This is a genomic window from Paraglaciecola mesophila, assembly GCF_009906955.1.
Classification (GTDB): domain Bacteria; phylum Pseudomonadota; class Gammaproteobacteria; order Enterobacterales; family Alteromonadaceae; genus Paraglaciecola; species Paraglaciecola mesophila_A.
The window spans coordinates 2,936,422-2,948,062 of record NZ_CP047656.1 but is presented as its reverse complement, the minus strand read 5'-3'; the positions used below and the strand labels follow the sequence as shown (position 1 = coordinate 2,948,062).

Genomic DNA, 11,641 nt, shown 5'->3' with positions numbered 1-11,641 from the left:
ATATGAAATTATCCATACTCGCCCTTTCAATTGCAGCATCTGTGACGCTAACGTCATGGAATGCGCACACCGCTCAAACTCAAGCTGCGAACTCTCAAACGGCCGAAGCATCTCAAACAGAATCACAACGGCTAGCTGCCTTTTTTGCTGATAACTTTCAGCAGCGCTTGCATCGCTCTCCGCAATTTCAAAGCTATTTAGGTTATAAGTGGGATTACGATAAGTGGGACAACATCAGCGAAACGTTTATTGAGCAAAGCAGCGAGCTTGCCAAGAAACAGTTAAAGCACTTGAAAAGCTTTGATGAAAGTCAGTTAAGCCAAGAAGAGAAAGTGAGCCTGGCATTAAATAAAGTGTCGCTTGAGCGTCAACTGGCCAACGATGAATTTCGTCATCATACTTATATTATGGACCAGTTCAGCGCCTATCACACCATGGTTCCTAGTTTTTTAATTAACGTGCATCGGGTCACTAACATAGACGATGCCCAAGCTTATATCAGCCGCTTGCAGAAGGTTAAAACCCTGTTTGCTCAAGTGATTGATCAGTTGCGTATTAGGCAAAAAATAGGCGTGTTCCCGCCGAAATGGTCATACGATCAAATGCTACAAGCGTCAAAAAATGTGATCTCTGGCGCACCTTTTGATAACAGTGATGATGCATCTAGCATCTGGCAAGACTTTCAAACCAAGGTGAGCAAGCTAGACATGACTGACAGCGAGCGTAAGACCTTGCTTGATGGTGCTAAAGAGGCACTTCTAACGTCAGTACAGCCAGCTTATGAGGCTTTGATTAACGAGCTGACTGTTCAGCGCGAACTATCCCCAGAAGGTGATGGTGTATGGCGATTACCGGATGGTGATAAGTGGTATGCAAATCGCCTAGCATGGTTTACCACAACAGATTTGACAGCCGATAAGGTACATAAAATCGGCTTAGAGAATGTTGAGCGTATCCATCAAGCCATGCGCAGTATCATGAAAAAGGTTAAATTTGATGGTGACTTGAACGAATTCTTCGAGTTTATGCGCAGCGACAAACAATTCTATTACCCGAATAACGATGTAGGACGCGATGCATACTTAGTTGAAGCCAAAGCGCTCATTGATACCATGCGTGACAAACTACCTGATTATTTCAGCTTAATACCCGAGGCTGACATGATTGTTAAACGGGTAGAGCCATTTCGCGAAAAATCAGCAGGCAAAGCATTTTATCAAAGCCCGGCGAAAGACGGCTCGCGCCCCGGAATCTACTACGCAAACCTGTATGACATGAATGACATGCCTACGTACCAAATGGAAGCCCTGGCTTATCATGAAGGTATACCAGGGCATCATATGCAGCGAGCTATCGCGCAAGAACTTGAAGGCATTCCTGAGTTTCAAAAATACAGTTCTTTTACCGCTTACACAGAAGGGTGGGGGCTGTATACAGAAGAGCTAGCCAAAGACATGGGGTTTTATCAAGACCCGTATTCTGATTTTGGGCGTTTAGCGATGGAACTATGGCGCGCTTGCCGTTTAGTCGTCGATACCGGTATTCATAGTAAAAAGTGGAGCCGCGAGCAAGCGATAAACTACTTAATTGAGAACACGCCAAACCCGGAGAATGACTCAGTTAAAGCCATTGAGCGTTACATTGCTATGCCAGGTCAAGCGACGGCCTATATGATAGGTAAATTGAAGATTATGGAATTACGTGAGTGGTCGAAGAAGGAATTGGGCGATGAGTTTGATATCCGCGCTTTTCATACTGTTGTGCTAAAAGACGGTCCAGTACCACTGAATATTCTTGAACAGAAAGTAAAAAAGTGGGTCGCGAGCGTGAAGTAATCTAATTGATATCCAGAGGGTAAAAACAAAAAGCCTGTTTAGCTGATACTAAACAGGCTTTTTAGTGTTTCAATATCAGATGGTTAGTTCAAAAAGAACTGAGCGCTGATTAATTGCCATTGATCGTTGAAGCCCTCAGTAGGGCGACGGGTAAACTTGCTGCGAATAAACTGATTAATTCGCCCGTCTACGTAGCAAATTAAGAAATTCGCAATGACTGCTTCTTCTGCGGGTAGAGATTTTCCTTCACGTAACTTTCTTTCTCTAAGTACTTGTTTTAATTGTGTTTCTAACCGTTCAAATAATTGCGAAATACGGTCTCTTAATCTGTCTTGTTCACCCATTAAGGCATCACCGTTTAAAATACGAGTGATCCCTGGGTTTTTCTCGGCAAAACCTAAAATCAAGCGAAGAATAAGCTGACACCGAGTTGTAGAATCTTTCTCTTCGTTGATAATTTTATTTATTCGTGAAAAAAGCGTTTCTTCAATGAACTCGATTAAGCCTTCAAACATACGCGCTTTACTGGGAAAGTGGCGGTACAGTGCTGCTTCTGACACGCCTACATGAGCTGCTAATTTCGCGGTTGTAATGCGTTGCCCTGGGTTGGTTTGCAGCATGCTGGCAAGTGCTTGTAATATTTGTGCACGGCGATTTATCTTTTTTGCTATAGCCATTTTCTATCCTAACGAGACCTCTATGTGCGTTATTACCTAACGAGCTAATCCTTGGTGTGTTTTATATTATTTTACTGCGTGGCGCTGTGCGACCAATGTCATTAACGAAATAGCCAATTGACTCTTATCGGCAACGCCAAGGTTTTTTCCACCATTATTCCAATAAACATTGAGCGCATTTTGTTCACTGTTAAAGCCTAAACCCGCTTGCGATACATCGTTTGCGGCGATCATATCGAGCTTTTTGCGCTTCAGTTTATCTTGGGCATAATGAGCCACATCTTGTGTTTCTGCGGCGAAGCCAACCGTGAAAGGGGGTTGAGCTAAATGGGCAACGTCGCTAAGAATATCAGGGTTTCTAGTAAAAGTAAGTGTTAACTCAGTATCGGACTTCTTAATTTTTTGCTCAGTTTTCTGCTGTGGTTTGTAGTCAGCTACGGCTGCGCAGCCAATGAATATGTCGCAATTTGGCTGCATAATATCGCCAGCTGTATCGGACTGTGTCGCGCCCACTGCTTTCATTACCGCACGATGCATTTGCTCTGCGCTGACCACGTTGACCAAATCCACACCCGCTGGGCAAGGTAAATTAACCGGCCCTGATATTAGAGTGACTTTTGCTCCTAAGGCTACAGAAGCGCTTGCCAGTGCATAACCCATTTTCCCGGAACTGTGGTTACTGATAAAACGCACAGGATCGATTTCTTCCCGGGTAGGCCCTGCTGTAATAACAATATGCCTGCCTGCAAGTAAAGACTCTATTGAACTTTGGGCTAACATATCGGCTATTTCGAGCGGCTCTAACATACGACCTAAACCGACATCGCCACAAGCTTGTTCACCTGGCGCGGGACCTAGTATGTTGACGCCTCTTTGCTGCAGTACATCTAGGTTAGCTTGTGTCGCTTTGGCATGCCACATCTGTTGGTTCATTGCAGGTGCAATGTAAATGGGGGCGCTGGTGGCCAAGCACAAAGTCGATAATAAATCATCCGCCAAACCGTGAGCTAATTTGGCCATGAAGTTTGCTGTCGTGGGCGCAATAAGCACCTTGTCTGCCCATTTAGCTAATTCTATATGTCCCATTGCGGCTTCTGCATTACGGTCTAGTAAATCGTCACCAACTGGATGGCCAGATACAGCCTGTAAGGTTAAGGGGCTAACAAATTCAGCAGCAGATGCACTCATCACGCAGCGCACCTGAGCTCCATGAGCAGTAAGTTTTCTGACTAAATCTGGGGTTTTATAGGCTGCTATACCACCTGTAATACCAAGCAGTATCTTTTTTTGGGCTAATTGCATAGGGCTCATTTTACTATATTACTCATTTTATGGGGCCATTATTGGCTGGAATAGACCGCTTTTGCTAGGCTTAATTTTCACTTATTTCGCATTTTGTGCGTGAGGTTGGCGCAAAATAGAAACGTTTAACAAGACAGGGACGTATGAAAATAACCCAGTGGCCAGCCCACGAAAGACCAAGAGAAAAGTTACTTACCCAGGGACCTAATGCGTTGTCTGACGCTGAGTTGCTGGCAATATTTTTGCGAACTGGCATTAAGGGGCTCAGTGCGGTTGATTTGGCGCGCAATCTTTTAAATACCTTTGGTTCACTGCGTGGCTTGATAAGCGCAAGTCAGCAAGATTTCTGTTTAGCTAAGGGGTTGGGTGAAGCGAAATTTGTGCAGCTACAAGCATCGATTGAGTTAAGCCAACGCTTCTTCGCTGAGCAGTTGCAACGTGAAACGGTATTTAATAGCGCTCAACAAACCAAACATTTTTTGATATCGCAATTACGTGACGAACCCAATGAAGTCTTCGGGATGCTGTTGCTTGATAGTCAGCATCAGCTGATCAAATTCAGAAAAATGTTCTTTGGGACCATAGATAGTGCATCGGTGTACCCTAGGGTGTTAGTGAAACAAGCCTTAGAGGACAACGCGGCTGCGGTAATTTTAACTCACAACCATCCTTCAGGCGTAGCTGAGCCAAGCCAAGCGGATGAGCATATTACAGCACGTATCATAAGCGCCATGGGCTTACTAGACATTAAAGTGCTTGACCATCTTGTGGTGGGGGACGGCGTCGCTGTTTCGTTCGCCGAAAGGGGGTTAATTTAATCTCGCTGTAGTGGCGGGGAATTACCACAAAAGTGTCATGTGACGGTCATGAGATTGTCAAAAAAACAAGCTTAGATGTCAGGAGAAATCCTATCATCTAAAGCGGTTTTACCATGAAAATATCTGTCATTTTTACTACCTACAATTCACCTGTTTGGCTCGAAAAAGTGTTGTGGGGATTTCAATATCAAACCGATAAAAACTTTGAGTTGATAATTGCAGATGATGGGTCAACGGCAGAAACAAAAGCCTGTATTGACCGTTTCTCTCAAAGCTCAGACTTAAACATCAAGCATGTTTGGCAAGAGGACGAAGGGTTTCAAAAGTCGCGCATTATGAATAAAGCGTTGCTCGTCAGCACATGTGATTATGTGCTGTTTACCGATGGAGATTGTATTCCTCGTCGAGATTTCGTCGCTGTGCATAAAGCGCACGCCCGCCCGGGTAAATTTTTGTCGGGTGGTTATTTTAAACTCCCGCAGCCAACCAGCGATCTAATTAGTCAGCAACATATTGCATCGGGCCAAGCGTTTGAGCGAGGTTGGTTGGTAAAAAATGGGGTTAAACGTAATCGAAAACTCGGGAAATTAACCACCTTGCAATGGAAGCGAGCCTTATTAAACTCAGTCACCCCTGCTAAACCCACTTGGAATGGTCATAATGCATCTGGGTGGCGCGAAGATATTTTTGCCGTAAATGGTTTTGATGAGCGAATGCAGTATGGTGGGCAGGATAGGGAGCTCGGTGAGCGCTTGGTAAATCGAGGTGTACATGGTATTCAAATTCGCTATTCCGCGGCCTGCCTGCATTTAGAACATGATCACAGTTATGTTAGGCCCGAAATGATCGCTAAAAATAGGGCGATTCGTGCGACCACGAAATCCAGTAAATTGACTCGTACTGCTCATGGCATAATAAAAGACTAGGGTTTTTCTCAGTTAATCGTTGAATTAAATTGCTGTTTGCTGTATAAAATGCGCCCTCTTGTTGATAGCTAAAGCTGGCACGCGTATTTGCATGCTTGTCGGAGCTAAGTATTTTTAGAATTGTTTGGAGACAAATACGATGTCCAAAGTATGTATAGTGACAGGCAAGCGTCCAGCGGTAGGTAACAACCGTTCACACGCTAAAAACTCGACTCGTCGTCGTTTTTTGCCAAATCTACAAACCCACCGTTTTTGGGTTGAAAGCGAAAACCGTTTCGTTAAATTGCGTTTATCTGCTAAAGGTATGCGTATTATTGATAAAAAAGGTATTGATTCAGTATTGACTGATATCCGTGCCAATGGCGTAAAAATTTAAGGAACACAGATTATGCGTGATAAAATCAAGTTAGTGTCTTCTGCTGGTACCGGTTTTTACTACACCACAGATAAAAACAAACGTAACATGCCTGGCAAAATGGAGATCAAAAAGTTTGATCCTAAAGTACGTCAGCACGTTTTGTTTAAAGAAGCCAAAATTAAGTAATTAATACTTGTTTTGTCTCCCGAAAGACCCGGCTTATGTCGGGTTTTTTGCGTTATATTTCTACGATTAAAACGATCAATTAGACTGTTTTGTGTTGTGCATTACATGACATAATCAGCAGATGACACCGCTACTTTACTTTATTTCATCATGATCCGACTCACCTCTCGCGCTTGGAATAACGTCCTGATTATTTCCATGTTGTTGCTTATCTTATTGTTTAATCTAAGCGGTAATCTCTTTTCAAATGACAGCACTACTGATGATGCTATTGACGTGCTGATCCCGCATGATGCCATGCTTACTAGCATTGTTACCCATGCTTATACAATTGAGCGCGTGGGCAGAGGCTGGCGCTTTGTACCGCCATCAAAGGACTTAGTTAGCACAGAAAGGCAAGTCACGCGTGAGAATCTACCCGTTATTGACAATCAGACCCTTACAGACGTGGTTATAGCGTGGCAAAACGCAGAACTTGCCCCCATTGGCAACGCAACGCTGACAGGAGCCACACCGGTAAATCTTTGGCTAGCGGGAGAAAGTGCGCCTAGGCACTATCTGTTTTTTCAGGTAGGGGAAGATATGCTTGTACAATACCCAACCCAAGGTGCTCAGTTATATAAAATTACCAATATGACCTGGTCACAGCTCTTTTTAACGGATATCCCAAATGCCTGAATTACCAGAAGTTGAAGTCAGCCGATTAGGCATTAGCCCTCATTTACTTGGCCAGAAAATTAAGCAGGTCGTTGTGCGCCACAAGCAATTACGCTGGTTGGTGCCTGATGAAGTGCATCTAGCCGAAGGGTTGCGGGTCAATGATGTGCGCCGCCGAGCTAAATACTTATTTATCGATACGGATGCAGGCAGCATTATCTTGCACTTAGGCATGTCGGGTAAGTTGCGGATTGTGAACAGTGATACCCCCGTTATCAAGCATGATCATCTTGATGTCGTATTAAGTAACTGTGTGTGCCTGCGTTTTAACGACGCGCGCCGCTTTGGTGCTTGTTTGTGGCAAGATGCCAGTGAACCAGAGATAGGTATGATTGCCGCCCTTGGTCCTGAGCCTTTAACTGCGGACTTTGATGGGCAGCGTCTATATGATCTTTCCCGCACCAAGAGTGTGGCAGTAAAGAACTTTATTATGGATAACAAAGTGGTCGTTGGAGTTGGAAATATATACGCTAATGAAGCGTTATTTATCGCCGGCATAGACCCTAGAAAATCAGCCAAAAAAGTCAGCAAAAAAGCGTACTTGGCGCTCGGTAATATTATTAAAGAAGTCTTGGCTAAAGCCATAGAGCAGGGGGGTACAACCTTAAAGGACTTTACCCAAGCCGATGGCAACCCCGGATACTTTGCTCAGCACCTGCGCGTGTATGGGCGCAAAGGTAAAGCATGTGAAGTCTGTGGTAGTGACATTCAATCAGTAACGCTAGGGCAGCGTAATACTTTCTTTTGTGAGCAGTGCCAAACCTAATAGCCTTAAGCTTGGCGACTGAGCCCTTATCTGCCCCAATACCCCAGTTTCTTACGCATTTTAATACTGCGGATTAAGTTAAAAGGTTTTCTTTTCAGCTTAGGGGGATTAGTGAGCATGTCTTGGGTGGCATCTATTATACGTGCGCTTGACTGCCCATCTGTGTAGGGATGCGTTTGCGCTGCGTAGTCGTCTAATTTATCCATCAATTCTGCAGGTCTTGTTAATGCGTATTCAATGCTTTTCTCAAGATCCTCAGGGTCAGTTACATTAATAAAGTGCGGCTTAGGGTATTCGTTTTTCATTGTTACGACTGGCTTATTCAGCATCAAGAACTCAACCAACATGGATGAATTATCTCCCAGCATTAAATCAGCCTCTAACATCAATGGCATGGCATTGTCGGTTTCGATAAAGGTTAAATTATCGTGCTGGGCTGCTTTGTAGGCATCTACAGTACTTTGTGCCATTTTGGGGTGAAAGGTCACTAACCAACGCCATTTGGTATCTTGAGATAAGCGCTTTATGGTTGGCAATAATGCTGCAGCTTGAGACATTCTAGGGGAAAAGGTTGATGAAAAAAGCACCACAGGGCGCGAGTCTTTTTTATCGATTCGAGGAGGGTTATTGAAAAACGGATCCATTTTACAGAAACCAGTTTCTACGACTTTGAAAAACTGATGTTTCTGCTCCAGTAATTTGAACGTGTCGGTCATTGATGGTCCGTGAGTACAATACAAATCGAAGCAATCACGAATGATAAATGAATAATTTAAACCATCTTTCTTACGGGTTTTAAAACCGATAAAACCGTGACGTACACACACCTTTAAACCTGGAATAAATGAAGGCACCATATTGCCAGGAACAAATACCGCAACGGGTTGATAATTGATGACAGCCTGCACATTAGGTAATTGGGTTTCTTGTGGCTGAAAATAGGCTTTGTTGACATTGTTACCTTCTACAAACCAAGCGACAGTGTCGCCTCTTTGGTGTATCTCATCTTGTAACGGGCGCAGTATTTGAAATGAGTAATTTTCAGATATGTAAAAAAGGTAGTGTTTTGCCATGTTTTCTCAGTTGTTTCCTTGGTCACGCGCTCAAGTATGGTAAGCGCGAAGCGGTGTAGAGCGTTAGTGTGGTAAGTTATTGCTGAAGCTTCTCTTTCAGTGCAGCTTGAACCGCAGGGTGACAAAACTGATCGACTTTCCCTCGATGCAGGGCGACTTCTTTCACCAGTGTTGATGAGATAAAAGAGTTTTCTTCTGCTGGTGTTAAGAAAATACTTTCTAAATTAGGGTTTAACCGACGATTCATGTTGGCTAACTGAAATTCATACTCAAAATCAGATACTGCGCGTAAGCCGCGAATTAGCACAGTAGCGCCTTGGCTGTCTGCAAAATCAGCGAGCAAACCTTCGAAGCCTATTACTTCTACATTAGGTAAGTGCGCTGTCACTTTTTTTATTAGTTCAACCCGTTCCTGCAAGCTAAACAAGGGTTTTTTACTTGGGTTTGCTGCTATGCCAACAATGACGTGGGCAAACATATTGGCTGCGCGCTCGATTAAATCCGCATGACCATTAGTAATCGGATCAAATGTGCCCGGGTAGACAGCTTTAGTGTGCATAATTTTATACCTTATCAATATGGCCGCTTTTGCCGCCTCGTTAAATGCTTACCAGCGGTAAAATGCACTTACTCGTTTAAATTGTTCACCAAAACGGTCTTCGCCTACATCAAGATCAAGGCCCCAGAAACCGTATTGTGTTGCGTAGCTATAGCGAACTGTTAGCTCTTTAAATGCTTGTTGTGCGTTGGAATTAGAATCGCCGTCTGCACTTCTTAGTGTCACATCGATAACCTGATCAGATGCGAATCTCCAATTCATATTCAAAGAATGTGTTGTTTTTTGTACTTGCTCTTGCAAGGAGAAAATATCTCCTGCCCAGTGACCAAGCGATTGTCCTTCATTGGTATAACCTGCGGTATAAAACTCGGACTGGTAGAAAAGTTCGTCTAATCGAGCGAATTCATAACGTAAGGATATGTTGTTGGTTACCATAGGGAAATAGACTCCAAACGCAAGTGCTTTGTCATCTGTTTCTTGCTCGTTAACCTCTGGAGCATGGTCAAAAGCGAGCTCACCGTACACAGATACAGGAAACGCAAAAGGCAGGTTTATCTTGCTAGAGATAGCTGTTTTTTGGTCACTGGCAAGCGCTTGTGGATTAAGGCTAGGAGATATGTCTTCACCAGAGGGGCTAAGTAGATCCTGAAATGCATCGCCAAGACTTAAGTTGTTATTAGTTCCAGCATATTTTAGTGTGCGGCTGTAGCCTATGGTCCAAGCTTCAACAGGGGATACACTGAGGTGCACCCCCAACAAGTTGGGTTCGCCATTAAAAAGCTCACCTTGTTGGCTAATGCCTAAGGTGTCATCGAGCTTCGCGTAAAACACTTCATAGCGAATATCCCAGTCGGTGATAGGGGTAGCATTGCTAACCGTAACGGACACGCTAGGTTTAGCATTGGTACTGCTAAGTAGCGCTGAATCCTGCATAGGCGAGAACCAGTGCTCTCGATAGCCTGCTTCGATTTGCGCATATTCATACCCGAAGGCAACATGGGTGTTATATAAAACGGCATCTTCGCCATCGGCATATACAGCACCACCAGCCACGTATGCATAGGGCGAGATAAAGGCTACTCCAGAAGCTGAAACCTGATAGCTCGAGTCGCGCCTGATACCTCTTTGATTCGGTATCGGGCTACTTTCGTCCTCACCTACAGACACCGATGCACTAACATGGGTCAAGGCTAATGTGTCTTTAAATCGTGCTAAGTAAGCATCTACAGAGCGATGAAGTTCAGGAAAGCGCGTCGCAATTAATTCGTTTCGGCGCATAACATCGGCCGCTTTATAGGGTTTGGTAAGAGGGGCGCCAGGTGTGAGTGCCATTACCTTCTCTATTTGAGATTCAATTTCGGGGGAAATTTGCAGAGGAAGATAGGGTGATAGACCCTTCGCCCATCCCTGTGACGCGATCAGCAAACAGCCGAGTATCCAATAACGTGACATCTATTTATTCAATCCTAATCGGCGAGTGTCAAAAAATCGAGTGTAACAATTCAAGGTTAGATTGTAATCTGCTTTGTAATGACTATTCATCATATCAATTCGCAGCACAGTAGCAGCGTAACGTCACTACGCTGGTTCGCCGTATGCAGTTAATAATGTCTGCCAGTTTTGCTCATTGAAGTAAAAGGTCTGTTGCTTGTTTTGTTCTTTGTGTAGTGAGCGCAGTAGGCGATCTAAATTTGCCATCTTCCAATTATTACTGGCGTGAATGGCACATTTATCGAAATCGATAAGCCAAATTTTCCCTTCATCGTCGAGCATAACGTTGTGAATATTTAAGTCATGGTGGTAAACATTGTGGTCGTGGAATTGTCGAATACAGGCTCCTATGGCCTGCCATGTAGTATCCGGTTGGGGGGCATCACACAAAAAACTGAACATGTCACGACTGTTAGGAATACGTTTGATGATGATATCCCCTTTGTACATCACGTTATGTCGTGTAACTTGAGCTGCAATGGGTTCAGGTACCGGTAACCCAAGACGATGCATTTGTTCAAGAAGGGTAAATTCCCGCCACGCCCTAGTGCGTGACAGCCCTCTGTAAAAGTAACTGTCTTTGATCAATTTACCGATTAAGCCCCCGCGGCGATAATGACGTAATACGTATTCATTCCCGCTATGTTCAAAAAAATACGTAGTGCCACGGCCTGTGGCGCTGCCAGTGAGTTGTTGTTTTGCTCGCCAATATTGACCATCAAAAATATCTAAATCAGGGGCTGCGAATATTTCAGCATCAAATATAATGGTGCTGCGATCTGTCGATGTTTGCTGAATGTTTGGCATTTAACCCAAAGTGCGTTGCAAAATTTGGCATAGTGTATACCTGTATCACCCTTGAATGCGAGCTTATGCACTAAGTGGCAGTACAACCCGTGTAATGAATAATATTAACCAAGTGAGTAAGCATTA

13 protein-coding genes are annotated in these 11,641 nt (G+C 44.0%); 7 read left to right on the top strand and 6 right to left on the bottom strand.

The features are described 5' to 3' along the window. Nucleotides 1-2: 2 nt before the first annotated feature. On the top strand, nucleotides 3-1,835 hold the full coding sequence (locus FX988_RS12735; RefSeq protein WP_160180321.1) for a DUF885 domain-containing protein: 1,833 nt from the start codon (nucleotides 3-5) through the stop codon (nucleotides 1,833-1,835). A gap of 83 nt (nucleotides 1,836-1,918) precedes the next feature. On the opposite strand, the gene slmA is transcribed toward FX988_RS12735, so the two are convergent. Together slmA and coaBC are read right to left on the bottom strand one after the other, a co-directional pair. Continuing rightward, the gene (gene slmA / locus FX988_RS12730; protein WP_160180319.1) at nucleotides 1,919-2,512 is read right to left on the bottom strand and encodes a nucleoid occlusion factor SlmA; all 594 of its coding nucleotides are present in this window, start codon (nucleotides 2,510-2,512) and stop codon (nucleotides 1,919-1,921) included. A gap of 66 nt (nucleotides 2,513-2,578) precedes the next feature. Beyond that, complete coding sequence (gene coaBC, locus FX988_RS12725) at nucleotides 2,579-3,814, bottom strand: bifunctional phosphopantothenoylcysteine decarboxylase/phosphopantothenate--cysteine ligase CoaBC (RefSeq protein WP_160180318.1); 1,236 nt, start codon at nucleotides 3,812-3,814, stop codon at nucleotides 2,579-2,581. Between the two features lie 143 nt (nucleotides 3,815-3,957). Between coaBC and radC the strand changes: the two genes are divergently transcribed. From radC to mutM, 6 genes are all read left to right on the top strand, one after another. Further along, a complete protein-coding gene (gene radC / locus FX988_RS12720; RefSeq protein WP_008306570.1) occupies nucleotides 3,958-4,632 on the top strand; it encodes a RadC family protein in 675 nt (224 codons plus the stop codon). 113 nt (nucleotides 4,633-4,745) lie between these two features. Continuing rightward, nucleotides 4,746-5,558: a glycosyltransferase family 2 protein gene (locus tag FX988_RS12715; RefSeq protein ID WP_160180316.1), complete on the top strand. Its 813-nt coding sequence runs from the start codon at nucleotides 4,746-4,748 to the stop codon at nucleotides 5,556-5,558. 139 nt (nucleotides 5,559-5,697) lie between these two features. After that, nucleotides 5,698-5,934, top strand: coding sequence for a 50S ribosomal protein L28 (gene rpmB, locus FX988_RS12710; RefSeq protein WP_006993455.1), 237 nt, complete (start codon nucleotides 5,698-5,700; stop codon nucleotides 5,932-5,934). 12 nt (nucleotides 5,935-5,946) lie between these two features. Then, the gene (rpmG, locus tag FX988_RS12705) at nucleotides 5,947-6,102 is read left to right on the top strand and encodes a 50S ribosomal protein L33 (protein ID WP_006993456.1); all 156 of its coding nucleotides are present in this window, start codon (nucleotides 5,947-5,949) and stop codon (nucleotides 6,100-6,102) included. Between the two features lie 150 nt (nucleotides 6,103-6,252). After that, nucleotides 6,253-6,780, top strand: coding sequence for a hypothetical protein (locus FX988_RS12700; RefSeq protein WP_160180314.1), 528 nt, complete (start codon nucleotides 6,253-6,255; stop codon nucleotides 6,778-6,780). Further along, nucleotides 6,773-7,585, top strand: coding sequence for a bifunctional DNA-formamidopyrimidine glycosylase/DNA-(apurinic or apyrimidinic site) lyase (mutM, locus tag FX988_RS12695; protein ID WP_160180312.1), 813 nt, complete (start codon nucleotides 6,773-6,775; stop codon nucleotides 7,583-7,585). Before FX988_RS12700 ends, mutM begins: the two co-directional genes overlap by 8 nt. Before the next feature lie 26 nt (nucleotides 7,586-7,611). On the opposite strand, the gene FX988_RS12690 is transcribed toward mutM, so the two are convergent. From FX988_RS12690 to FX988_RS12675, 4 genes are all read right to left on the bottom strand, one after another. Next, complete coding sequence (locus tag FX988_RS12690) at nucleotides 7,612-8,658, bottom strand: UDP-N-acetylglucosamine 2-epimerase (RefSeq protein ID WP_160180305.1); 1,047 nt, start codon at nucleotides 8,656-8,658, stop codon at nucleotides 7,612-7,614. A gap of 76 nt (nucleotides 8,659-8,734) precedes the next feature. Continuing rightward, nucleotides 8,735-9,217 (bottom strand): pantetheine-phosphate adenylyltransferase, encoded by a 483-nt coding sequence (gene coaD, locus FX988_RS12685; protein WP_007992121.1) that lies wholly within the window; start codon nucleotides 9,215-9,217, stop codon nucleotides 8,735-8,737. A gap of 48 nt (nucleotides 9,218-9,265) precedes the next feature. Beyond that, nucleotides 9,266-10,669 carry a capsule assembly Wzi family protein gene (locus FX988_RS12680; RefSeq protein ID WP_160180304.1) on the bottom strand — a complete coding sequence of 468 codons (1,404 nt, stop codon included), beginning with the start codon at nucleotides 10,667-10,669 and terminating at the stop codon, nucleotides 9,266-9,268. Between the two features lie 126 nt (nucleotides 10,670-10,795). Continuing rightward, nucleotides 10,796-11,515 (bottom strand): 3-deoxy-D-manno-octulosonic acid kinase, encoded by a 720-nt coding sequence (locus FX988_RS12675; protein WP_160180302.1) that lies wholly within the window; start codon nucleotides 11,513-11,515, stop codon nucleotides 10,796-10,798. Nucleotides 11,516-11,641 lie beyond the last annotated feature (126 nt).